Raw genomic sequence first — 21490 nt, forward strand, 5'->3', positions numbered from 1 at the left:
TGTAGAGATCTGCCGGGCGCTTCATGTCGAGAGCCTCATGCGGTCGCTCCTCATTGAATTCGTGCAGGAAGCTGTCGAAGCGATCTTGCTGTTGCAGGCTGTTGAACCCCGGCAGACGTGTAGCTTCCTTCTTGAGGGTGAGATGCATGCGCTCATGCCGGCCGTTCTGCTGAGGATGGCCGGGCTTGATGCGCTCGATGGCAATGCCGAGCCTGAGCCACCACACCGACAGCTTTGAGAGGTTGAACAGAGCGTTGGGGCTGGCATTTGTGCCGGCTTGCCACGACATTCAGCACCCAGAAGCAGGCATTCAGCTATCTCCAGAAGCACCGAACGGAGTTTAGCGTCAGGCGAGGGCACGTCTTGCTTCGGGCGAGCTCGAAGATGGAATTGTCGTGCTCTCGATGATCTAATTGATGAGGCGCGCTTTCTCGCGAATAAATGTCGCGCGGACAACGACGCTGTTGGTATCCCGAACTTCGATGGCCAGGTCTTCGCTGCTCGCGCGCGGATCGAGTTCTCTGGCAATATCAGCGAGAGAAAGAGCTGCCTCGATCTCGGCAGCCCGCTGACTGTGCAGATCCAAGCCCTCTTCGTCGACGGCCAGCGCCTCCCCATGCCGTATGTCGAAGTAAAATCGCGCCATGACTATTGCGCCCAGTCGCGCCGGGCTTGCCGCTCGGCCTCTCTTGCCAGACGTTCAGCCTTTAGCCGCTCTCTATACGCCTGAAGGGCCAGTTGCGCCTTCTCGTAATCGGTCGCGGTATTCTCTGACGGTTCCTCAAAAAACTTATTCGCCGCGTCGATCGCGGCCGTTCGATATTGCTGCCTCATCGTGTAGCCTCATCTTGTGTGGCGGGTGGCCCGATCTTGGCGGCTACCCCCGCTCAGATACCGCTGTTGTTTCTCCGGCGATCGAGCCGCACCCGGTCGAACTCCTCGGGGCCATCAATCAGATCGCGCTTGCGGCTTGCGCGGTTGTCTGCCGTCGTCGCCATGTCGCCGATACCATCTATCGTATCGCCAGCCATTTTCCGGGCGCGCCGCTTCTGCCGATCCTGGTGGGTATCGGATGCAAGTCCAAGCTCAACCAGGCGGCTAATCGCTTCGGACAAGCTCGGAAGATCGTTCTGATGCGCCATCCAGGCTGTGATGGCTCCTAGCAAGGGTTGAGAAGGCCGAAAGCAAACGGTCCGAGCGTCATGGCGCTTGTTCGCGTTCTTCCTCATACAATCCATTAGTTGCCGCAACGCGCCGGGTCAGCGCGGCTAAAGAACAAACCTTAGGCTACCGATGCGTTCCTAAGGAAAATTATCCCTAATCGAGGCACATCGGTCTCACCCAGCGTTTCGGCCCATGCCGCGGACGTCAGGGAATTTTTTGAGGCTGGGTGGCTCGGATTAGCTCGTCACATGTTTCAACGGTCTTGTGATAGTCGAGCTGGGTCGGGGGTCGTGGAATAGCTTCCAGTTCTCTGAGGTGGCACACATCGAGGAAATGCTTTGCTGCCGGCATTCCGACAACGACTATTTGGTATGTGAGCCAAATGATCAGCCCGGCACCGAGCCAACTCCAAATACTGCCGGCGGCTTTGATCATGTTCCTCAAGCTGCGCTCAAGCATCAGTCGACTAGAGTGCTAGCAGCACATTGGCCACGCGCGACGGGTGCATTTGCATAGCCAAGAAATATGGTCAGGCCCGCCGCGGCGGTCATGGTTTTGGATTTGCTGAAGGCAAAAGGGTCTTCCGCTCCCATGGCCGCTTGCCGTCAGCGTCGCGATCCCAAGGCCGGGCCGCTGACGAGTTTTTCTCCTCCACAGCCGCTTTCGCACGGTCAGACTTAACCTGCTCACGGTCTGACAGCGGCAGCTTTTCGGCGGTTTGCCCGGCTTGTGCCAACAAAGGGAGGGCCGTGAGTAGGACTGTGGTGAGCAACTTTGTCATTCCCGGCATTTGCAGATCAACTCATCCTTTTCCGGTTTGGATTGCAGCTTAGTGATTGCAATTGTCAGCGCAGATAGCGTGTGCAAGCTGGCGACATTCATCTTCGCGGCGCCTGGAGTAATGCGGCTGCGAGGCAGCATCTTTGGGGGTCGGTGCGGTCACTATAACCTTGGCTTTCTTTTCAGCTTCTTGGCTTCGCGGTTGCCGCGTTGATGTGCCATGTCGCTTTGCTGGGGGTCGAGTTCACCGAGTTCATTCGCCTGCAGCACGCGCCCGCGCGGCGTGAAGACGCGCACGTCCATGGTGCCGTCGCGCAGCAGTTTGCGAGCCAGCCGCAATGCGGCAGTGGCGCTGCTGCGCCCGAGATTGGCGCTGCCGTATTCGTTCGTCCCGCTGACGAGCCAGGGCACGCGCGTGCGTTTAGCCATTGAGCAGGGCCGCCGCGCAGACCAGCAACAAAAGAAACAGCGGAACGATCACCGGCGGGACGATCCACTCCGAGGCGCGAAAGCGCGACATCGCATGCTCCTGCGCGGGCACGACGAGGCGACGCCCTGACGACTGATTTGACGGCGGGAGCGCACGTGACCCTCAGTCACCGGTCGAGGCCGTAGCGGAAGATGCGGTGATGGATCAGAGCCTACGCCTGCCGCGCACCAATAGCGAGCACTAAAACGCCCCGCGACGATAATGCTGGCTATTGCTGCTGAGGAGGCGCATGGTTGCGATCACCGGCGTCGGTTTGGGGCCGCTGTCGCAGCAAGGCAGGCGTGCATGACCATCCGTTCGCGGCGGGCAACCATCGCGTCTAGGCATCCATTCCGCATTCACGGCATCGAGCGCATGCGACCCGCCGGCGTCTATCCGGTGATTACTGACGAGGAGAAGATTGGCAGCGATACCGTCTCGGCCTGGCGCCGGGTCGGCACCTCCATCATCGTGCCCGTGGAAGGCGTGCTCGGCTCGGTCGAGATGCTCTCGATCCGCGGCCGACCTTGCGGCGGCGGTCGTCGGCGACGCGGGCCTTGCTAATGACTGATCATCCCGTCGATCTCGACAAGCATCGCGGCATGGCCGCGCAGAAGGCGACCGATTTGCGCCGCGCGCTCGCCGACGTCGAGAACAATGTCCGGCAGCTGCGCGAGCGTGAGGCCGATCTCGAAACTCGCCTGATGACAGTGCCCGCCGCGTCCTGGTCCCAAGCCGCGGTGAAGGCGCGTTATCTGCTCAACCTCTATGCCGCCAGCCTGCCGGTCGAGGACACGCGCCACCGCGCGCTGGTCTCCGCGCTGTTTGACGATTTCGCCCGGCTGTCGGAGGAGAGCTGAGGCGATTTCGGCCGCTCGCTTCCCGTCATGCGCGGGAAGACGCGGACGCAATGCGGGCGGTCGGCCTCACTTGCGGCTTGCCGGGCCGCAGCCTTGGCGAAGGCCGTGGGTGAAAGCGGGCTTGCCTCGCCGTAGCTTCAGCGAAGGCGGGGACAAAGAAGGCAGCGAACCGACCGCACAGGAGCCCGTCATGACCCTCACCAGCGGCCGCTACATCGGCCTCGAATACGACCGTATGATCGTGCTGTTCTCCATGCAGGACGGCCCGCGCGAGATCGGTTGCGCGATCTCGACCTCCGCGATGGACGATCTCGAACGCGGGCCCAAGGTCGCGCCCGAGCACCGCGAAGCCCAGTTCGCCCGCCTGCGCGACCGCATCGAAGCCTGCGCCGCCAGCAAATACCGCGCCTGCGAATTCGAAGGGACGCCACCAGGGATCGTGCTGCGGAGCATTGATTTTCGGGGGTAGGCAGACGAGCCTCGGGCGACGGGTACGTGTCGGTGCCGAGCCGCACCGTGGTGACCGATCTACCACCCGTCGAGAATACCAGTAATGGTTATAATCACGACTATGGCAGAGCGCTGTTCAGATCGTTCGGGTTACCCAGAAACAGTAATCGATGCAATGGGTCAAAGGCTGCCCTCGTGAGGCAGCACTACCTTGGTCGGCTTACTTCTCCAAAGCGGTCCTCGCGGCGCTCTGGCATAAGGTCAGCAATGGGCCACAAGCGGAAGCCTTGGCGCCGACTGAGGCAGTCCTCTAGTTCATCTTGGATTTCAGCTTTTCGATCAGCTCGCGCTGCTCCTCGATGTCCGCACGGATCATCTTGCGCATCTCTCCTTCCAGAGAGAGCTTGTTGTTGGCAATCGGCTCCTTTGGCGGGCGCTTTTCGATCATGGAAGTTCTCATAGGCTACACCACTTGGCCCTTAAGTTCCGAGCCAAGTCGTCCTGGCCCTCCGCTAGTTTGTCATAGGCGTCCGCCATCCGGCTGTATTGAGCGCTCGTCGCGGAGTCTTTCATCAGATCACTCTTAGCCCGAAACTCTTCGGCTTGGTTGCTGTAACGTTTTGCGTTCGCTGAGTGTCCATCTATTCCCGATCTTCCCGGCACGCCTTGCTTTCCGCCCGGTACATCGCGCTCTCCATCACCGAGAGGCGAAGTACGTCGCGGCTATGCAGTTGTTCTGCTCGCAAGCGAGTTTTATCCTTTTGAAGCGTTCTACTCTCTTCAATGGCTAGCTGGGCACGTGCGAGCAGCGGATCATTCATCCCGCAATAATGCCTGCGGCGAAACTCCGTTGCCATCGCCTATATTATTTTCCGTGTTTCCTTTCGGAAAAGGCTTGTAGGTCTCGCGACCGAGGAAGCTATCGGGCGGAGGCTGCCTTAGCACCTCAAGCGCCTCGCTAATGGCATCGCGCGCCATTTTGACATGTGCAGCATCAATTGGCAGCGGATGATGGACGTGGCGGTCGATCGGCATTTGGCAGCGCTCCCTGTCTTGCAAGCGGGAGCGCAGCAACGTCTCTCAGCCATCGACGCCTACGGGCAGAGCCTCGGCCGATGATGTAGGGACAATACCGCCACGAAACGGAGGTTCCTAGGGCGCTGCGACGTGAGTTCCAGAATTGCCACCAAAGAAACTGACGCTTGCCGCTTCGGGTCGAAATCCGGCGCGTCCGGGTGTCACAAGCGGCTAAGCTTACACGACTGCCAGCCGATGCCGTCCTGTGAATTATATTACAGACACTGCGTCCCATACGATCTAACGTCTTCGCATCACCGCCCGGTCCGTTGGCATCTACCGGTGACCGAGAGCCGCAGTGCTCCCGCCAAATGTGGGCGGGAGACGGCCATGAATGATCGCGACGAACCTCTTTCCGAAAAGGAGAAGACTATTGTTGAGCGCCACAGGGATATCATCGAGGCCACCGAAGGTATGGATATAGCCGAAGTCCTCCAATTGATCGGTCAAATCGAGAATGAGATCAGAAGGCGCTCATAATTAAGATAAGCGCGGCGCGAACTCAGGTCAGGTTGTGGCCGCTCGCGGCGACAGGACACAGTAGTAGGCCGCCATGTCTGCTACGTGTCACAAGCGGCTGTCGCAGCGAGCGCGGCCCCACATCTGCTCTACCGATGATAACCGACATCACCACGGGATCATCATGGTTCGGCTAAGGGCCAGCAACTGACATTGGAAGTAAAGAGGCCGCCCACTGAGGCGACCTCAATGCATCAGCACAGACAGGAAGTAGCCCGCGACGATTGCGAGCCAGACGAGCGATAGGCGGTAGTACAGCGTGTCCCGTTGCGGTTGTTCTGGTCCGGAGAACACGGTCCCCATAGGCGGCCTTACTTCGGCTTCTCGGCGTGGATGTGGAGAACGTAGAGCGTGTTCTGGAACTCGTCCACGACCTCCATCCGCCATCCACGATCTGGCGTTAGCTTCCCATCGAGGCTTTGGAGTATCTGCCCAGCCGTCACCGTGGCTTCACGCCAAGCGGCGTGTTTGTCTGGCAGTTCCTCGCCTTCGAGGTCGGGTTCATGATGTTCGTGGGTCACATGGAAGAAGTAGCGCGGCATACGCCAGTAATGCTGACTAGCCGGCTCGCGTTCCGAAACAGGCCACTGCGGAATTCAGTCAGAGCTCTCTCGCACCAGGCGAGCGACCCTACGGGGGCCGTCCCAAAGCTCTACAACAGGGTGTGCCTCTAGATATTTCTCGGCTCGGTCTTGCGCGTCTTTGTCTGACGGGCAATCGATCTCGTAAAGTGCACGAGCAACACCGGATAGATCTACCGAGTACGCAACATAACGCATTTGCAGTCCCCAGCTGAGGAAAGCTGCAAACTAGATTCGTTCGCGGGCCTATAGTTCCTACACAAAAAATACGGCCCCAGCCGTCTGGCGGCGACTGGGGCCGTTGGACTTACTCCGGCCCGCACGGGGGGCATGGAGCCGGAGCACAGCACCAAGCCTGTCCGGTACCACTCGTTCCTAAAAAGCCAGCCGCCAACTGAGGCGCGCCTAATTCATCTTGCGACGGAGTTTCCTGAGGATCTCGCGCAAATCCGCGGCGTACTCCTCGATGATCCGCTGCGCCTCCTCAAGACGTGTTGGCTTGGGCGGGGGCTCCTTGCTCGGACCTGGGTCATCGGTCTGGGGCACAGCTCAAGGGCGGGCCGGAACCAGCCGGGACCATTGAGATAAATCAAACTAGCCACTGAGATTTTCAATCTAGGCCACCGCCACGCTCCAAGCCTGGTCGTTCGGCCGCTGATTGAGAGCTAGATAGCCGGAGGGTTGGCTTCGCCTTAGGGGCTGATGCGTTTGTTCCAGCGCTCGGCCGCCTGCCTAACGGTCGGCGCATTGGGCCCGAAAGCTGAACATTCCTTACATACTACGAATTTTGGATCGATGTCGCCGTTGATCCAAACCTCCGAACCGCCGCAGAAAGGACAGGGCCGCAGCGATTGTACAGACATAGGGAATCCGCGCAGCGGATCGATAGCTGCGCTGTCGCTAGGCTTCGTAGGCATCTTAACGCGAGCGTTTAGGACGGTAGTTCTGGGCCGATGTCGACGACCTCGATGAAATGATGACCGACGTCGCGATTGAAGCCGATGAAGTCCCACTTCGCGCCGTCGCCTTGGCAAGTAGCGCCGGTGAAGCGTGCCGGCTGCCACTCGAGAGTTTTCGTGCTTGAGCGCAAGGACCCAATAGAAGCGACCTGGAATCAACTGTGTGACGTCAATCATGGAATCATTTGCAGACCCTCGCTCACGCCGCCGCGCAACGCTCGGTCGAGCGCAGACGCATCGGCTTGCCGCCCGGCGGGTTTGGGTTGCGCGGTCCGTTTCCGTCTAGCGCGCGTAGCGCTTCCAGAATCTCGTCGATATGAACCGGCGCCTTTAGTCCGTCCGGCGAGCGTAACGCTGGACAGGACGCGATCGCCGAGGCATCAGAGGCCCATGACGCAAGGATGGCGCGCTTCTCGGCCAGACTCAAATCCGGGTCAGCGACGACCTCGCGCGGATGCGAGAACACCGTGCCGGGGTGAAGAAGAGCATTGAAATCGAAGACGTTGTCGCGTGCGGGCGTCGTCCGCATGGCTAACCTCCCATCATAAGACGCATTAAGGTGGCCGCGCGGGAGCACCCGCGCGGCGGCGATCGGAACCCAGCCGCGGGTAGGTCAGGCGGCCTTGCCCTCGATCTGCTTGACCTGCCCGGCGCTTGCGCCAGCGATGGCGATGCGCCGCGGCTTCATGGCCTCGGGAATCTCGCGTTGAAGCTCGATTACCAACAGACCGTTCTCGAAGTGCGCGCCTTTGACCTCGACGTGGTCAGCCAGGGTGAACTGGCGCTTGAACGACCGTGTCGACATTCCGCGATGCAGAAAGGTCTTCTCGTCCTTCTCGGCCTTATGGCCTTCCAACGTCAGGACATTCTGCTCCATCGTAAGGCCCACCTCGTCCGGTGAGAAGCCGGCGAGCGCCACCGAGATTTGGAAGCGGTTCTCGTCGAGCCGCTCGATGTTATAGGGGGGATAGGTCTCTTCGGCGGTCCGCTGGACCTCGTCGAGAACGTCAAACAGGTGGTCGAACCCAATGGTCGACCTCCACAGGGGAGTCCAATCATACCTCATAGCCAAATCCTCCAAAGAGCAAGTTGGGTACGAGCTGGCCCCGGACACCTTCCGGCGCCCGCCTTGATTGCGGGGCCCCGAAGGCGCCCCGGCCGCCATGTCTGCGGCGATCAAAAAATTTGCCACGAGCAAAAAAGTTTCAGGGGGGTGACGAAAAATTTTAGCGCCGCGGTCTGGTTAAGCGCTGTTGTCGTGCAAGTTAATTCCGCTTCGCTCCGCTCGATGACCGCTTGGGGGTCAAAATGCGAAGAACTCAGGTTGAGCAAATCTTGTTCGCTCTGCCGCCATGAGCGGACTCCTGTCCGATGCGGCGCAACTTTGCAGATGGGCCAATCGCGGCAACGGCTTGTAGGAGTCAGGTGGATCACGATAGTTGAACTCCGGTCGATATGAGGATCGGCCGAGAGGGGGAGATGGCCTACAAAGCGGTCCTCGCCGAGAGGTGCGACTGGCCTGCGCGGTCTTGCTCGCTGTCGCTATGATGGCTCCGGAACCGGCGCCCTTGTCAGACGGCAAGGGCTCTTGGGCGCGGATTTGTGATTTTCTTTGGGCTTTGCGTATCGAATTCTCGTTAACGGAGAGCCGTTTAGCTCGGGGCGTCCCATCCGAGCGAGAGCACCTGACGCGCAGCGGTCGAGCAAGTTTTCTTCTAAATTCTCTCCCTCCGCCAGCCTTCACAAACAAAGTTTGCGCAAGGCTGTCGCGCCGAAGCCCGCGGGGCGGAGGCGGGCTCGTCGTTTGCTTTGGTTCAGCAAGCCGGGACGAACTTTTTTCAAGGTCTCCGCTCCGACGCGCCAGCATTCCCTGGACGGAATGCCGATGCCATCCTCTTCTGATGATCCATCGGGCGCCGCACGAGCGTTCAGCACCGACCTGACGGGAAGCCGACACGCGTCGGATTACACTCCGGCGGCTTGTCCAGTGAGCTGCCAAACCATCTACTCGTCAACGAGCCGTCATTGTCGATCCAGGGGATCGGTGGCAATTGCGGCAGGTAGGATGCATACGGCATGACTTTCGCAAGCGTCACTCTGCCCGGAAATTGTGTGAGAAATGCCTTGTTCATTCCGCCGTCCAGTCCGCTGTATATCGGGGCAGCCGGCAAATTGTCTTCGAGCAATCGCGCGTATTCGAGCTCGTCGGAGCGCCTCTTCTCCAGCGCCCGCCGCGCGATTTGCGGGTTGACGACGAAGGGGGGACATTTTTCGGCAGGGTTGAACACTGGAGGCGACGGCGAATTCGGGGGAGGTTGCGCATCGAACACATAGCGGCGGTCGCACACATCCACCCTTGGTTCGAGTCGCGTCGTCTCGAAATGATCGTTGCCGATCTTGAGCATTTTCCAGAAGGCCAGGTTGGGACTATTTCGATGCCGCGCCAGGTTTGCCGGCGTCAGGCGGAACGGATAGGCCTGGACCTGGAACGACGGCCGGCCGCCGAGGAATGAGTCGCGTGCCAGCGAATAGATTTCGCTGATCTGTTCGTCGGTCATGGCATAGCAACCGCTCGACCAGCAGTCGCCGTGGATCATGAGGAAGCTGCCGTTGCGCTTGTTCGCCTTGTCGAACGTGTTGGGGAAGCCGAGGTTGATCGAAAGATGGAAGTTGGAGTTCGGATTCATCAGCTCGGGTGTAATCGTATAGAGCCCTTCCGGAGCCTGTCGGTCGCCCTCGTACAATTTCGGCCCGAGATCGCCCGACCACCGACAGATCGGATAGGTCTTGAGGATCTGGAAAAGGCCGGTCGCGTCCTGCTTCCAGACCTCGAGCTCGGCCTCCTCCTTGAACAGGCGCACGACGATAGGTGAATATTTCGGCATCTTCTTCTGTTCGAGCAGCGAGAGCAGCTCGGCGGGTAGTTCCCTCGTTGCCTTGGCCGGCAACGGCTTGCTGCTTTCGCCGAGACAAATGACCGGCGTCAAGGCAGTGGCAAAAGCCGCCGCCAGCACGAATACACGTCGGACCATGGCGCGGATCACTGCTGTGCCTCCAGCCCTTCCGACCGCGCGCCGCTACGTCTCGAACCCGACGAACACCGTCGCTTCCTCGATGGACTTCCGCTCCGACACCACCGCATTCGCCGGAAAAGTTTCATCCGGCCAGCCCAGCGCGATGCTTTTCATGATGACTTGATCGTCGGCTATGCCTGCGTGCTCGCGCACCACGGGGGATTGCATGATGCCCTGGCTGTTGATCACGGCGCCGAGCCCGCGGGACCACGCGGCATTGACCAGGGCGGTCGCCACGGCGCCGCAGTCGAAGGGCGTATCGTCGCTACCGTCAAGCACGCGATCATAGGTGATGATCACGCAGACGGGAGCGTCGAACTGGCGGAAGCCGCGCAGCACCCAGTCCTGGCGTTTTTCCATGTTGTCGCGCTCGATTCCCATTGCAGAGAATAATTGCTTGGCGACGCCGACCTGCCTGTCGCGGTGCTTGCCTGCAAAGGCCTGGCCCGTGCGGAACTCGCGCGACTGCGGGATGCCCGCCACCATCCGTTCGGTGTTGCCGGCGCGGATCCGATCGAGCGGTTCGCCGGTGATGACATAGAAATTCCAGGGCTGGGTGTTCATCGACGACGGAGCGCGCATCGCCAAGCCAATGATTTCCGCAATAAGCTCCTTGGGGACTGGATCGGGTTTGTAGCCTCGGATACTCCGGCGACCGAGGATGACGTCATCGAACTGCATGTGTGTGGAATTCCCCTGACAAGTTCTGAAACACTTAGGACTTTCGCGGTTTCGGCACCCTCGCGCAAGCGCCGGCGGCGTGTCCTCAACGGTCCAGCCACGCGGAACACGATCGCATCAGTCTGGATTGACTGACGCTCTCTCTGCCATCACGCCTCACCCCACCAATTTCCACCTCCCATCCGCCGCCCGCTTCAGCGCGGGATCGCTCACCCGCACGTGCTCGGCGAGAAAGTCGATGAAGGCGCGGACGCGCGCGGGCAGGGGGGCGGTGTGGCCGACATAGACGGCGTGGATGTCTTCTCGGTCACCGGGATTGTAGTTCTGCAGCACCGGCACGAGGCGGCCGGATTCGATGTCGGGGCCGATATGGAAGAGGGCGAGGCGCGCGAGGCCGACGCCGCCGAGGCAGAGGCGTCGGGCGGCTTCGCCGTCGCTGGCGCGCGCGACCGGCGGCGGTACGGCTTCCTCGGTGCGGTCGCCGCGCTTGAACGGCCAGCCGCCGCGGATGCGCGGAAAGGTCCAGCCGATGCCGCGGTGATCGGCGAGATCCGCCGGCGTTCTGGGCGTGCCAAAGCGCGCCAGATAGTTGGGGGTGCCGACGACCACCATGCGGCTGCTGCCGAGCTTGCGGGCGATCAGGCGGGACGCTTTCAGAGGTCCTACCCGGATCGCAACGTCGGCGCGCTCCTGCATCAGGTCGATCGTCGTGTCCGTCAGCACGAGATCGAGCGTCACGTCGGGATGCTCTTTCAGAAAGCGCGGGATCAGCGGCATCAGATGCAGCATGCCGAACGGGATGTTGCTGTTCACCGTGAGGCGGCCGCGCGGCGCCGCGCCTGACGCGGCCTCGCGTTCGGCCTCCTCCATCTCTGCGAGGATCCGCACGGCCCGCTGGTAGAACGCTTGGCCTTCCTCGGTCAGGGTCAGCTTGCGCGTGGTGCGGTTGACGAGGCGCGAGCCGAGCCGAGCTTCCAGCCGCGACATCAGCTTGCTCACGCCGGACGGCGTCAGGCGCAGCTTTCGCGCGGCCTGGGTGAACCCGCCGAGATCGACGACGCGGACGAAGACCTCCATCTCGGCGGAACGGTTGGTGTCGAAGCGGGCCATGTTGAATTCACGTCACAAATGATTGGATTGCGGACATCCTATCGGTTTTGCACGGGCACGGCTATCTGCGTGGCTCGTCTCATCCATCGGAGCTACGCATGCCTCCTGCCGTCCTCGCGCTCACCGCCGGTGCCTTCGGCATCGGCACCACTGAATTCATCATCATGGGCCTCTTGCTGCAGGTCGCGGCCGACATGCATGTGTCGGTACCGGTCGCGGGCCTGCTCATCTCCGGTTATGCGCTCGGCGTGTTCGTCGGTGCGCCCGTCCTGACGCTGGCGACGCGGCGGATGCCGCGCAAAACCGTGCTGCTCGCGCTGATGGCGATCTTCACGCTCGGCAATGCGGCCTGTGCGCTGGCGCCGAACTACGAATTGCTGATGGCGGCGCGCGTGCTGACCTCGCTCGCCCACGGCACTTTCTTCGGCGTCGGGTCGGTGGTGGCGACGAGCCTCGTCGCCGAGGACAAGCGGGCCTCCGCGATTTCCACCATGTTCATCGGTCTCACCGTCGCGACGCTGCTGGGCGTGCCCTTCGGTGCCTGGTTCGGCCTGATGCTCGGCTGGCGCGCGGCGTTCTGGGCCGTGACGGTCATCGGCGTGATCGCCTTTGCCGTGGTCGCAGCCCTCGTGCCCGGCCATGTCGGCAACGGCGACAAGCCGGTCTCGCTTGCCGAGGAACTATCGGTGCTCGGCCGCCCGCAAGTGCTGCTGGGTCTTGCCATGACCGTGTTCGGCTTTGCCGGGCTGTTCGTCGTCTTCACTTACATCCAGCCAATCCTGACGCGCTTCACCGGGTTTTCGGAAGCCGCGGTCTCGCCGATCCTGCTGGTGTTCGGCGTCGGGCTCGCGATCGGCAACGTTGCCGGCGGCAAGCTCGCCGACCGTGGCCTCGCCGGCGCGTTGATCGGAACGCTCGCCGCGCTCGCCATCGTGTTGCTTGGCCTCGCCGCCGTGCTGCCGGTCAAGATCCCGGCGATCGTGCTGATCCTGCTGCTGGGCATCGCGGCCTTTGGGACTGTCGCCCCGCTCCAGCTTCGCGTGCTGGAAGCGGCCGGTCCCAGCGGTCGCACGCTCGCCTCGAGCCTCAACATCGCCGCGTTCAATCTCGGTAACGCGCTCGGTGCCTGGGCGGGTGGCGTCGCCATCGACCGCGGGCTCGGCCTCTCGGCGCTGCCTCTGGTCGCAGCCGGCATCACCGCTGTCGGTCTCGTGCTGGCGCTGTGGAGCCTGCGGCTCGACCGCGCTCCGGCGGCCGTCGCGGCCTGCCCCGCGGAATAACGCAAGCGGCGCGACCGCGGACAATTCGCCGCGTCGCGCCGTTGGCCCATGCATAAAACGCACCTGTACACTTCCTTTCGCCATCCGTAACTTCCTCGGCGCAATTCCAGGAGATGCGACGTGGCGAAGAAGACGGCCAAGAAGACAGCCAAGAAGAAGACTGCTTCGAAGAAACCGGCGAAAACCTTGAGCAAGACCAGCGCAAGCCGCAAGGCCGTCGTTGCGAAGAAGGCCGCGGGGCTCAAGCTGGCTTCATCGCGCCGCCCCAAGGGACCGGCCTGGCAATGGTCGGCGGTGGAGACCGCGGCTGCAATCCGCTCCGGCGCAATCTCCGCCGTCGAGACCGTCGAGGCGCATCTCGAACGGATGCGCGCCGTCAATCCGAAACTGAACGCGGTCGTCGTCGATCTCTCGGAAGAGGCGTTGAAGGCCGCGCATGCCGCGGACAAGCAGCGCGCAAAGGGCGGCGAGCTCGGCCTTCTGCACGGCGTGCCGATCACCATCAAGGAAAACGTCGACTACGAGGGCCGGCCGAACTTCAACGGCGTGCCCGCCAACAAGGACCTGGTCGCGCCGTCGGATGCGCCCGTGGTGCGCAACCTGAAGAAGGCCGGTGCGATCGTCATCGGGCTGACCAACACACCGGAATTCTCCTTTCGCGGTTTTACCGACAATCCCCTGCACGGGCTGACGCTCAATCCCTGGGATCCTGACATCACCTGCGGCGGGTCGTCGGGCGGTGCGGGTTCGGCGGTCGCCGCCGGCATTGGCACCATCGCCCATGGCAATGACATCGGCGGCTCGCTGCGCTGGCCCGCGCATTGCAATGGCGTTGCCACCATCAAGCCGACGCAGGGACGCATCCCCGCGTTCAACGCGAGCGCAACGGCCGAGCGGCCGATGCTGGCGCATCTGATGTCGGCGCAGGGGCCACTCGCCCGCCATGTCGGCGACGTTCGCCTTGCGCTCGAGGTGATGAGCCGGCGCGATCCGCGCGATCCCTGGTGGGTGCCGGCGCCGCTGGTCGGCGAGAGGCCGAAGGGGCCGATCAAGGTGGCGCTGGCCAAGATCCCCGAAGACATGGAGGTCGATCCCTCCGTCCGCGCGGCGCTGCGCCAGGCCGCCGATCATCTCGAACGTTCCGGCTACCGCGTCAGCGAGGTCGAGGTGCCCGACATCAACGGCGTCTGGCAGACCTGGTGCGACATCATCACCAACGAGACCGTGGTGATGCAGGAGGCCGGCATGCTGAAGGTCACCTCCGAGGATTTCCACAAGGCCTGGGGCGGCATGAAGGCCAAGGCCAACGTGCTCGATCTCAAGGCCTGGATGCAGGCGACCGCCGCGCGCAACGGCCACATTCGCGCCTGGCAATTATTCTTCGAGGAGTATCCGGTCGTGCTGGCGCCGACCACGGTGAAGCCGACGCCGGGCCCGCGCGAGGATACCGTCAGCCCCGAGCGCGTGCGCGAGATCTTCTGGGGCGAGATCCGCTTCATCTCCGCGATCAACGTGCTGGGCCTGCCCGGCGCCGTGGTGCCGGTGGCCCTCCACGACGGCAAGCCGATCGGCGTGCAGCTCATTGCCGGGCGCTATCGCGAGGACCTCGCGCTCGACGCAGCGGCCGCGATCGAGAAGCGCGCCGGCGTGCTCGCGCATCGGCTGTGGGAGAGCATGGCCTAGTCCAAGCCGGTTATCGCCGCATTGACAGTCTCACCCTCTCCTCTTGTGGGAGAGGGTGGCTCGCCGCATAGCGGCGAGACGGGTGAGGGGTCTCTCTCCGCGAACTCTATGGAAATTACTTCGCGGAGAGAGACCCCTCATCCGGCGCTTCGCGCCACAGGACCTCGCGAGGCGCACCAAAGCAGCACTTCGTTAATCGGCTTTAACCCGGATTCCGGCCAATTCGCCGACAAGCATTAGGGTTACTTCCTCGATCTCTAAGCGAATTATTGTCCGCTTTACCACCCGGCTCTAACACGGGGGCGGCGGACAACGCACATGCCTCATACAGGCCAATAAGTGCGGCCCGCCCCACGCGGAGGTGGCACGATGCGCAACGAGACGATCGCTATTCACGCCGGCTACGAACCCGAAGCGACCACGCACGCGGTCGCAGTGCCGATCTACCAGACCGCGGCCTACGCTTTCGACAGCGCCGATCACGGCGCGGCGCTCTTCAATCTCGAGGCCGAGGGTTTTCGCTACAGCCGCATCGCCAACCCCACCAGCGCGGTGCTGGAGAAGCGCATCGCGCAGCTCGAAGGCGGCGTCGGTGCACTCGCGGTCGCGACCGGCCAGGCGGCGCTGCACTTCGCCTTCGTCAACGTCGCCGATCACGGCGGCAACATCGTTTCCATGCCGCAGCTTTACGGCACCACGCATACGCTGCTCTCGCACATCCTGCCGCGGCAGGGCATCACCGGCCGCTTCGCCGAGAGCGACAAGCCCGAGGCGGTCGAGAAGCTAATCGACGAGAACACCCGCGCGGTGTTCGCCGAGACCATCGGCAATCCCGCCGGCAATGTCTGCGACATCGAGGCGCTGGCCAAGGTCGCGCATGCGCATGGCGTGCCGCTGATCGTCGACAACACCGTCGCAACCCCGATCCTGCTGAGGCCGTTCGACTACGGCGCCGACATCGCCGTGCATTCGCTGACCAAGTTCCTCGGTGGTCACGGCACCACGCTCGGCGGCGCCATCGTCGATTCCGGCAACTTCCCGTGGGCGAAATACGCCGACCGTTTCCCGGCCTACAACAAGCCGGATGCCTCCTATCACGGCCTCGTCTATGCCGAGCGCTTCGGTCGCACCGCCTATATCGAGCGGGCGCGCAGCGTCTATCAGCGCACCATGGGCTCGGTGCTGTCGCCGTTCAACGCCTTCCTGCTGCTGCAGGGCATCGAGACCGTGGCGCTGCGCATGGAGCGCCATGTCGAGAACGCGCGCAAGGTCGCCGAATTCCTCCGCAAGGATCCGCGCGTCGCCTGGGTCAATTACACCGGCTTTCCCGACAGCCCGTATTATCCGCTGGTGCAGAAATATCTCGATGGCAACGCCTCCTCGCTGTTCACCTTCGGCATCAAAGGCGGGATGGAGGCGGGCAAGTCCTTCTATGATGCGCTGAAGCTGATCACGCGCCTCGTCAATATCGGCGATGCCAAGTCGCTGGCCTGCCATCCGGCCTCGACCACCCATCGGCAGATGTCGGCAGAGCAGCAGCGCGTCGCCGGCGTGCTGCCGGAGACGATCCGTCTGTCGATCGGCATCGAGCATGTCTCTGACATCATCGAGGACATCGACCAGGCGCTGGACAAGGCCTGCCGGTCAGCGCGCCTCGAGGCCGCGGAGTAGGCGACGGCGCCAATGACGATCTTGATCGACAGGGATCAAGTCATCTCGAGCCCGGCGCTGGTGCCGGCCGAGCGCGATCTTGCGCGCGATCACGGCGGCGAGCTCACGATCGGGCTCGTCAACAACATGCCGGATCCGGCGCTGAAGGCGACCGAGCGTCAGTTCTTGAAGCTGCTTCAGGCTGCGGCCGGTCCGCGCCGCATCCGCTTCCACTGCTTCTCGCTGCCCAGCGTGAAGCGCTCGCCGGAAGCGAAGTGGCATGTCGAGAGCGAATATTCAGACTTGTCCGATCTCAAGCGCCAGAAATTCGACGGGCTGATCGTGACGGGCGCCGAGCCGGTCGCGCCCGAACTCGACCAGGAGCCGTACTGGCGCGACCTCGCCGACCTCATTGACTGGGCCAAGGCCAACACGCGTTCGACGATCTGGTCGTGTCTTGCCGCGCATGCGGCGGTGCTGCACCTCGACGGCATCGGGCGGCGGCGCCTGCCAGCCAAATGTCACGGTATCTTCGATTGCGACGCCGTGACGAGCGATGCGCTGACGCGCGCCGCGCCGGCGCCTTTGAAGGTGTCGCATTCGCGCCTGAACGAGATCGCGGAGAGCGATCTGGTGCAGGCCGGTTATCAGGTGCTGACACGCTCGGCTGAGGCCGGCGTCGACGTTTTCGTGCGCCAATATGCCAGCCGGTTCGTGTTCTTCCAGGGGCATCCGGAATATGACGCGCTGTCGCTCCAGCGCGAATACCTGCGCGACATCGGTCGCTACCTTGCGCGGGAGCGTGAGAGCTATCCGCGCCTGCCCGTGAGCTATTTTGACGCAGCGACGGAAGAGAAATTGATCCGCTTCGAGAAGAAGGCGGCGCACCAGCGCCACCCGGCACTCACCAACGAGTTACCCCGGCTGAGTTTGCGCGCCGACATCGGCGCCGGCAGCGCCGCCGAGGTGCTTTTTCGCAATTGGCTGCAATATCTCAGCATGGAAGCCGAAGCGCCGGTCCTTGCGCGTTAGCCGATATTGGTGCCGCGTTAGGATTACCCAAGCGTTAGGCTTGCCTCGACCAGCGCGCGAATGTTTCAGTACAGACATACGTCAATCACGGGAAACGCAGTCGTGTGGTCGGCACTCCAGGGACGCGTGAGCAATCGGCTGGCCCGGCATTTCCGCGCCGCGCCGCATCGGCTGCCCGCGCATGCGCCGATCGTGAGCTTCACCTTCGATGATGCCCCGGATAGCGCTGCAGGCGAAGGCGCCGCGCTCCTGGAAGAGCATGGCGGCCGCGGTACGTTCTATCTCGCCGGCAGCCTGATCGGCCAGCCGTCAGATCATTGGCACGGCCTGTCGGATGACGCGATCGTGCGGCTTCACCGCGCCGGTCACGAGATTGCCTGCCACACCTTCTCGCACCAGAGCTCGTCCAAGCTCGACGAGGCCGCGATGGCGCGCGAGATCGAGCGGAACCGCACCTATTTTCGCAGTATCGACTCCTCGATCAATCTGGAGAACTTCGCCTATCCCTATGGGATCGCCTCGGTCTGGCGCAAGCCACAGCTCGCCAAGGCTTTCCGTTCTGCGCGCGGCATCCTTCCCGGCGTCAACAGCGACGTCATCGATCTCCAGTTCCTGCGTGCGTCGCCTTTGGTCAATTGCGAGATCGACAAGGCAGGCGTCGATCGCTATTTCGACGAGGCGGTCGCGAGCGGTGGATGGCTGATCTTCTACGGCCATGACGTCGCGGACGCGCCGAGCCCCTATGGCTGCACCCCGGACCTGATGCGCCACGCGCTGGAGGCGGCCGGACAGCGCAACATGCCGATCGTGACGGTCGCGGAAGCGCTGCGCAGGATCGGGGCGTAGCTTTTTTTCACCTCTCCCCGCTTGCGGGGAGAGGTCGGTAGAAGATGGGCTTGCCACGCCCGCGCCGCCATGCGACTGGCCTTGTGACGAATCTCACGGCCTTGGTTCCAGCCCTCTCATGTCAGCCCCTTCCACCGCTCCGCGACCTGCGCCGCCCAACGGCCGTGACGCGCTGTCGGTGCTGCATTCGGTATTCGGCCTGCCGGGTTTTCGTGGCGCGCAGGGCGAGATCATCCGGCACGTCACCGACGGCGGCAATTGCCTGGTGCTGATGCCGACCGGCGGCGGCAAGTCGCTGTGCTATCAGCTGCCGTCGCTGCTGCGCGAGGGCTGCGGCATCGTGGTGTCGCCGTTGATCGCCTTGATGCGCGACCAGGTCGCGGGCCTGATCGAGGCCGGCGTCAACGCCGCTGCGTTGAACTCGTCGCTGAGCTTCCAGGAAGCCTCCGACATCGAGCGGCGCCTGCTCGCGGGCGATCTCGATCTGCTCTATGTTGCGCCGGAACGCCTGGTGACGCCGCGCTGCCTCTCGCTGCTGGCGCAGGCCAAGGTGGCGCTGTTCGCGATCGACGAGGCGCATTGCGTCTCGCAATGGGGCCATGACTTCCGTCCCGAATATGTCGGCCTCTCCATCATCGCCGAGCGCTTCCCGGACGTGCCGCGCATCGCGCTGACCGCGACCGCCGACGAGTTGACGCGCAAGGAGATCGTGGCGCGGCTTCAGCTCGCGGACTCGCCGCAATTCGTCTCCAGCTTCGATCGGCCCAACATCCGCTACGAGATCGTCGACAAGCGCAGTGCGGTGTCGCAGCTGAAGGAGTTCATCCGGGAGCGCCATGCCGGCGACGCCGGCGTGGTCTATTGCCTGTCCCGCAACCGTGTCGAGGAGGTCGCCGCTGCGCTCGACGAGGCCGGCATTGCCGCGCTGCCCTATCACGCCGGGCTCGACAGCGGCGTGCGATCGCGCAACCAGGACCGCTTCCTCAACGAGGACGGCATCGTCATCGTCGCGACCGTCGCGTTCGGCATGGGCATCGACAAGCCCGATGTGCGCTTCGTCGCCCATCTCGACCTGCCCAAGAGCATCGAGGCCTATTACCAGGAGACCGGCCGCGCCGGCCGCGACGGCAAGCCGTCGGCGGCCTGGATGGCCTACGGGCTCTCCGACATCGTGCAGCAGCGCCGCATGATCGACGAATCCAGCGCCTCCGACGAATTCAAGCGAGTCTCGATCGGCAAGCTTGATGCGCTGGTCGGCCTTGCCGAAACGCCGCACTGCCGGCGCCGGCGGCTGCTCGCCTATTTCGGCGAGATCGTGATGGGCGAGAGCTGCGGCAATTGCGACAACTGCCTGACGCCGCCGAAGATGCGCGACGGCAAGGTGCTGGCGCAGAAGCTGTTGTCCTGCGTCTATCGCACCGGGCAACGTTTCGGCGCGATGCACCTGATCGATGTGCTGGTGGGGCGCCTGACCGAGAAGGTGACGCAGTTCGGCCATGACAAATTGTCCGTGTTCGGCATCGGGCGCGAGCTCAACGAAAAGCAGTGGCGCACCGTGCTGCGGCGGCTGGTGGCGATGGGCCATTTGCAGAGCGACAGCGAAGCCTTTGGCGCGCTGAAGCTGACCGAGACCGCGCGCGGCGTGCTGCGCGGTGAGACCGAAGTGTGGCTGCGCGAGGAAGCGCCCGGCACGCGCATTCGCGCAAGCCGCGGCAAATCCCGCCGCGGCGACCTTGCGCCTGCGACCGGCGCCCCGGAAGGTGATGTCGATCCTGAACTGCGCGCGCGGCTGCGCTCATGGCGCTCGGAGGTCGCGCGCGAGCGCGGCGTGCCGGCCTATGTGGTGCTGCACGATGCCACCATCGACGGCATCGTCCGGGCCTGGCCGACGACACTCGACGAGCTCCGCAACGTGCCCGGCATCGGCGACAAGAAGCTCGAGCATTACGGCGACGAGCTGCTGCAGATCGTCAGGACGCGGTAGGAATAGATGACGTAGCCCGGATGGAGCGTAGCGCAATCCGGGGCAGTCTTTCCGCATTCGCGAGTCCCGGATTACGCTGCGCTCCATCCGGGCTACGAAGATAGCGGGCGAGAGCTATGTCCTCACTCACCCGTTCCTGAACGCGTAAGCGTATCCGTTCAGCGCCGGCGCGCCGCCGAGATGGGCGTACAGAATCTTCGCGCCCTTCTCGAAATAGCCCTTCTGCGCGAGGTCGATCAGGCCCTGCATCGACTTGCCCTCGTAAACGGGGTCGGTGATCATGCCTTCGAGACGCGCGGTCAGGCGGATCGCTTCCTTGGTCTCTTCCGACGGCACGCCGTAGGCGGGATAGGCGTAGTCCTCGATCAGCACGACGTCGTCAGCGACGAGCTCCTGGCCGAGCTCGACGAGTTTTGCGGTGTTCTGCGCGATCTCGAGCACCTGCGCTTTCGTCTGCGCCGGCGTGAACGAGGCATCGATGCCGATCACCTTGCGGGCGCGGCCATCGGCGGCGAAGCCGACCAGCATGCCGGCATGGGTGGATCCGGTGACGGTGCAGACGACGATGTAGTCGAACGTGAAGCCGAGCTCCTTCTCCTGCTTGCGCACCTCTTCGGCGAAGCCGACATAGCCAAGGCCGCCGAACTTGTGCACGGAGGCGCCGGCCGGAATCGCGTAAGGCTTGCCGCCCGCCGCCTTCACTTCCTCGATCGCCTGTTCCCAGCTCTTGCGGATGCCGATGTCGAAACCGTCGTCGACCAGGCGTACGTCGGCGCCCATGATGCGCGAGAGCATGATGTTGCCGACGCGGTCATAGACGGCGTCCTCGTGCGGCACCCAGGCTTCCTGCACCAGGCGGCACTTCATGCCGATCTTGGCGGCGACGGCGGCGATCATGCGGGTGTGGTTCGACTGCACGCCGCCGATCGAGACCAGTGTGTCGGCGTTGGAGGCGATCGCATCGGGGATGATGTATTCGAGCTTGCGCAGCTTGTTGCCACCATAGGCAAGGCCGGAATTGCAGTCCTCGCGCTTGGCATAGACCTCGACATTGCCGCCGAGATGTTTGGACAGCCGCTCCAGCTTCTCGATGGGCGTCGGGCCGAAGGTCAAAGGATAGCGCGGAAATTTGTCCAGCTTCATGGGTCATCCCGATTGGCGTTGGCGTCGGCAGCTCCCTAGCATCGCGCCGGAAAAATGTGCTCTCGAATATTGCGCCAATATTGCGCGACTTCTTGCGGAAAGAGGGCCAAGTGCTAAGAATTCTTCCAGAATATCATCCGTTAATGGA

The 21490-nt window shown here is 63.0% G+C and carries 24 protein-coding genes and 1 pseudogene; 10 read left to right on the top strand and 15 right to left on the bottom strand.

Translation table 11 applies throughout. The annotated features are described in order from the left end of the window. The 5 genes and pseudogenes from A3AS_RS43830 to A3AS_RS0126145 all read right to left on the bottom strand — a co-directional run. Positions 1-265: pseudogene (locus tag A3AS_RS43830) on the bottom strand (integrase core domain-containing protein); the annotation flags it as partial. A 144-nt stretch (positions 266-409) separates the two neighbouring features. Next, on the bottom strand, positions 410-646 hold the full coding sequence (locus A3AS_RS0126130; protein ID WP_018320491.1) for a hypothetical protein: 237 nt from the start codon (positions 644-646) through the stop codon (positions 410-412). Positions 647-648: 2 nt separating this feature from the next. Beyond that, on the bottom strand, positions 649-834 hold the full coding sequence (locus A3AS_RS0126135; protein WP_018320492.1) for a hypothetical protein: 186 nt from the start codon (positions 832-834) through the stop codon (positions 649-651). 53 nt (positions 835-887) lie between these two features. After that, the gene (locus tag A3AS_RS43835; protein ID WP_157644388.1) at positions 888-1142 is read right to left on the bottom strand and encodes a hypothetical protein; all 255 of its coding nucleotides are present in this window, start codon (positions 1140-1142) and stop codon (positions 888-890) included. Between the two features lie 964 nt (positions 1143-2106). Then, positions 2107-2373 (bottom strand): hypothetical protein, encoded by a 267-nt coding sequence (locus tag A3AS_RS0126145; protein WP_245283288.1) that lies wholly within the window; start codon positions 2371-2373, stop codon positions 2107-2109. Between the two features lie 346 nt (positions 2374-2719). On the opposite strand from A3AS_RS0126145, the gene A3AS_RS43840 reads away from it, so the two are divergent. The 3 genes from A3AS_RS43840 (at position 2720) to A3AS_RS0126165 (ending at position 3742) form a co-directional block, all read left to right on the top strand. After that, entirely contained in the window at positions 2720-2977 is a 258-nt protein-coding gene (locus A3AS_RS43840; RefSeq protein ID WP_049814991.1) for a hypothetical protein, read from the top strand. Further along, positions 2977-3273 carry a hypothetical protein gene (locus A3AS_RS0126160; RefSeq protein WP_018320495.1) on the top strand — a complete coding sequence of 99 codons (297 nt, stop codon included), beginning with the start codon at positions 2977-2979 and terminating at the stop codon, positions 3271-3273. Before A3AS_RS43840 ends, A3AS_RS0126160 begins: the two co-directional genes overlap by 1 nt. A 190-nt stretch (positions 3274-3463) precedes the next feature. Further along, a complete protein-coding gene (locus A3AS_RS0126165) occupies positions 3464-3742 on the top strand; it encodes a DUF1488 family protein (protein ID WP_026202373.1) in 279 nt (92 codons plus the stop codon). A gap of 291 nt (positions 3743-4033) precedes the next feature. On the opposite strand, the gene A3AS_RS47615 is transcribed toward A3AS_RS0126165, so the two are convergent. Continuing rightward, the gene (locus A3AS_RS47615) at positions 4034-4171 is read right to left on the bottom strand and encodes a hypothetical protein (protein WP_018320497.1); all 138 of its coding nucleotides are present in this window, start codon (positions 4169-4171) and stop codon (positions 4034-4036) included. Between the two features lie 365 nt (positions 4172-4536). Then, on the bottom strand, positions 4537-4758 hold the full coding sequence (locus A3AS_RS47620; RefSeq protein ID WP_157644389.1) for a hypothetical protein: 222 nt from the start codon (positions 4756-4758) through the stop codon (positions 4537-4539). Between the two features lie 372 nt (positions 4759-5130). On the opposite strand from A3AS_RS47620, the gene A3AS_RS0126185 reads away from it, so the two are divergent. Further along, positions 5131-5280 (top strand): hypothetical protein, encoded by a 150-nt coding sequence (locus A3AS_RS0126185; RefSeq protein ID WP_020508742.1) that lies wholly within the window; start codon positions 5131-5133, stop codon positions 5278-5280. 350 nt (positions 5281-5630) lie between these two features. Here A3AS_RS0126185 and A3AS_RS0126190 read toward each other — a convergent pair whose 3' ends face one another. The 7 genes from A3AS_RS0126190 to A3AS_RS0126220 all read right to left on the bottom strand — a co-directional run bounded on the left by A3AS_RS0126190 (position 5631) and on the right by A3AS_RS0126220 (position 11724). Continuing rightward, entirely contained in the window at positions 5631-5861 is a 231-nt protein-coding gene (locus A3AS_RS0126190; RefSeq protein ID WP_018320501.1) for a hypothetical protein, read from the bottom strand. A 731-nt stretch (positions 5862-6592) separates the two neighbouring features. Continuing rightward, positions 6593-7036, bottom strand: coding sequence for a Lar family restriction alleviation protein (locus A3AS_RS50130; protein ID WP_371260718.1), 444 nt, complete (start codon positions 7034-7036; stop codon positions 6593-6595). A 22-nt stretch (positions 7037-7058) separates the two neighbouring features. Further along, entirely contained in the window at positions 7059-7388 is a 330-nt protein-coding gene (locus A3AS_RS0126200) for a hypothetical protein (RefSeq protein ID WP_018320503.1), read from the bottom strand. 84 nt (positions 7389-7472) lie between these two features. After that, positions 7473-7925, bottom strand: coding sequence for an Hsp20 family protein (locus tag A3AS_RS0126205; protein WP_018320504.1), 453 nt, complete (start codon positions 7923-7925; stop codon positions 7473-7475). Positions 7926-8787: 862 nt separating this feature from the next. Beyond that, positions 8788-9891, bottom strand: coding sequence for a murein L,D-transpeptidase family protein (locus tag A3AS_RS0126210; RefSeq protein ID WP_018320505.1), 1104 nt, complete (start codon positions 9889-9891; stop codon positions 8788-8790). A gap of 45 nt (positions 9892-9936) precedes the next feature. Next, positions 9937-10614: a nitroreductase gene (locus A3AS_RS0126215; protein ID WP_018320506.1), complete on the bottom strand. Its 678-nt coding sequence runs from the start codon at positions 10612-10614 to the stop codon at positions 9937-9939. Between the two features lie 156 nt (positions 10615-10770). Beyond that, positions 10771-11724, bottom strand: coding sequence for a LysR family transcriptional regulator (locus tag A3AS_RS0126220; RefSeq protein ID WP_018320507.1), 954 nt, complete (start codon positions 11722-11724; stop codon positions 10771-10773). 98 nt (positions 11725-11822) lie between these two features. Between A3AS_RS0126220 and A3AS_RS0126225 the strand changes: the two genes are divergently transcribed. From A3AS_RS0126225 to recQ, 6 genes are all read left to right on the top strand, one after another. Next, positions 11823-13004, top strand: coding sequence for an MFS transporter (locus A3AS_RS0126225; RefSeq protein WP_026202374.1), 1182 nt, complete (start codon positions 11823-11825; stop codon positions 13002-13004). Positions 13005-13124: 120 nt separating this feature from the next. Continuing rightward, positions 13125-14687 carry an amidase family protein gene (locus tag A3AS_RS0126230; protein ID WP_018320509.1) on the top strand — a complete coding sequence of 521 codons (1563 nt, stop codon included), beginning with the start codon at positions 13125-13127 and terminating at the stop codon, positions 14685-14687. A gap of 369 nt (positions 14688-15056) precedes the next feature. Further along, a complete protein-coding gene (locus A3AS_RS0126235) occupies positions 15057-16358 on the top strand; it encodes an O-acetylhomoserine aminocarboxypropyltransferase/cysteine synthase family protein (protein WP_018320510.1) in 1302 nt (433 codons plus the stop codon). A gap of 12 nt (positions 16359-16370) precedes the next feature. Continuing rightward, entirely contained in the window at positions 16371-17369 is a 999-nt protein-coding gene (locus tag A3AS_RS0126240) for a homoserine O-succinyltransferase (RefSeq protein ID WP_018320511.1), read from the top strand. A 102-nt stretch (positions 17370-17471) separates the two neighbouring features. Further along, positions 17472-18215 carry a polysaccharide deacetylase family protein gene (locus tag A3AS_RS0126245; RefSeq protein ID WP_018320512.1) on the top strand — a complete coding sequence of 248 codons (744 nt, stop codon included), beginning with the start codon at positions 17472-17474 and terminating at the stop codon, positions 18213-18215. A gap of 118 nt (positions 18216-18333) precedes the next feature. Next, a complete protein-coding gene (recQ, locus tag A3AS_RS0126250) occupies positions 18334-20199 on the top strand; it encodes a DNA helicase RecQ (RefSeq protein ID WP_018320513.1) in 1866 nt (621 codons plus the stop codon). A gap of 126 nt (positions 20200-20325) precedes the next feature. Here the strand turns inward: recQ and A3AS_RS0126255 are convergent, their stop codons facing one another. Continuing rightward, complete coding sequence (locus A3AS_RS0126255; protein ID WP_018320514.1) at positions 20326-21342, bottom strand: 1-aminocyclopropane-1-carboxylate deaminase; 1017 nt, start codon at positions 21340-21342, stop codon at positions 20326-20328. Positions 21343-21490: the final 148 nt, after the last annotated feature.

This window comes from Bradyrhizobium sp. WSM2793 (assembly GCF_000379585.1).
In the GTDB taxonomy this organism is placed as follows: Bacteria; Pseudomonadota; Alphaproteobacteria; order Rhizobiales; family Xanthobacteraceae; genus Bradyrhizobium.

Excerpts from the sequence above, each read along its gene's own strand:
- A3AS_RS43840 (WP_049814991.1), top strand. The coding sequence starts at position 2,720 with ATGACCATCCGTTCGCGGCGGGCAACCATCGCGTCTAGGCATCCATTC.
- A3AS_RS0126210 (WP_018320505.1), bottom strand. The coding sequence starts at position 9,891 with ATGGTCCGACGTGTATTCGTGCTGGCGGCGGCTTTTGCCACTGCCTTG.
- A3AS_RS0126145 (WP_245283288.1), bottom strand. The coding sequence starts at position 2,373 with ATGGCTAAACGCACGCGCGTGCCCTGGCTCGTCAGCGGGACGAACGAA.
- A3AS_RS43835 (WP_157644388.1), bottom strand. The coding sequence starts at position 1,142 with ATGGCGCATCAGAACGATCTTCCGAGCTTGTCCGAAGCGATTAGCCGC.
- A3AS_RS0126240 (WP_018320511.1), top strand. The coding sequence starts at position 16,371 with ATGACGATCTTGATCGACAGGGATCAAGTCATCTCGAGCCCGGCGCTG.
- recQ (WP_018320513.1), top strand. The coding sequence starts at position 18,334 with ATGTCAGCCCCTTCCACCGCTCCGCGACCTGCGCCGCCCAACGGCCGT.
- A3AS_RS0126190 (WP_018320501.1), bottom strand. The coding sequence starts at position 5,861 with ATGCCGCGCTACTTCTTCCATGTGACCCACGAACATCATGAACCCGAC.
- A3AS_RS0126200 (WP_018320503.1), bottom strand. The coding sequence starts at position 7,388 with ATGCGGACGACGCCCGCACGCGACAACGTCTTCGATTTCAATGCTCTT.
- A3AS_RS0126225 (WP_026202374.1), top strand. The coding sequence starts at position 11,823 with ATGCCTCCTGCCGTCCTCGCGCTCACCGCCGGTGCCTTCGGCATCGGC.
- A3AS_RS0126165 (WP_026202373.1), top strand. The coding sequence starts at position 3,464 with ATGACCCTCACCAGCGGCCGCTACATCGGCCTCGAATACGACCGTATG.
- A3AS_RS0126255 (WP_018320514.1), bottom strand. The coding sequence starts at position 21,342 with ATGAAGCTGGACAAATTTCCGCGCTATCCTTTGACCTTCGGCCCGACG.
- A3AS_RS0126185 (WP_020508742.1), top strand. The coding sequence starts at position 5,131 with ATGAATGATCGCGACGAACCTCTTTCCGAAAAGGAGAAGACTATTGTT.
- A3AS_RS0126235 (WP_018320510.1), top strand. The coding sequence starts at position 15,057 with ATGCGCAACGAGACGATCGCTATTCACGCCGGCTACGAACCCGAAGCG.
- A3AS_RS0126130 (WP_018320491.1), bottom strand. The coding sequence starts at position 646 with ATGGCGCGATTTTACTTCGACATACGGCATGGGGAGGCGCTGGCCGTC.
- A3AS_RS50130 (WP_371260718.1), bottom strand. The coding sequence starts at position 7,036 with ATGATTGACGTCACACAGTTGATTCCAGGTCGCTTCTATTGGGTCCTT.
- A3AS_RS0126205 (WP_018320504.1), bottom strand. The coding sequence starts at position 7,925 with ATGAGGTATGATTGGACTCCCCTGTGGAGGTCGACCATTGGGTTCGAC.
- A3AS_RS0126220 (WP_018320507.1), bottom strand. The coding sequence starts at position 11,724 with ATGGCCCGCTTCGACACCAACCGTTCCGCCGAGATGGAGGTCTTCGTC.
- A3AS_RS0126135 (WP_018320492.1), bottom strand. The coding sequence starts at position 834 with ATGAGGCAGCAATATCGAACGGCCGCGATCGACGCGGCGAATAAGTTT.
- A3AS_RS0126160 (WP_018320495.1), top strand. The coding sequence starts at position 2,977 with ATGACTGATCATCCCGTCGATCTCGACAAGCATCGCGGCATGGCCGCG.
- A3AS_RS0126215 (WP_018320506.1), bottom strand. The coding sequence starts at position 10,614 with ATGCAGTTCGATGACGTCATCCTCGGTCGCCGGAGTATCCGAGGCTAC.
- A3AS_RS47620 (WP_157644389.1), bottom strand. The coding sequence starts at position 4,758 with ATGCCGATCGACCGCCACGTCCATCATCCGCTGCCAATTGATGCTGCA.
- A3AS_RS47615 (WP_018320497.1), bottom strand. The coding sequence starts at position 4,171 with ATGATCGAAAAGCGCCCGCCAAAGGAGCCGATTGCCAACAACAAGCTC.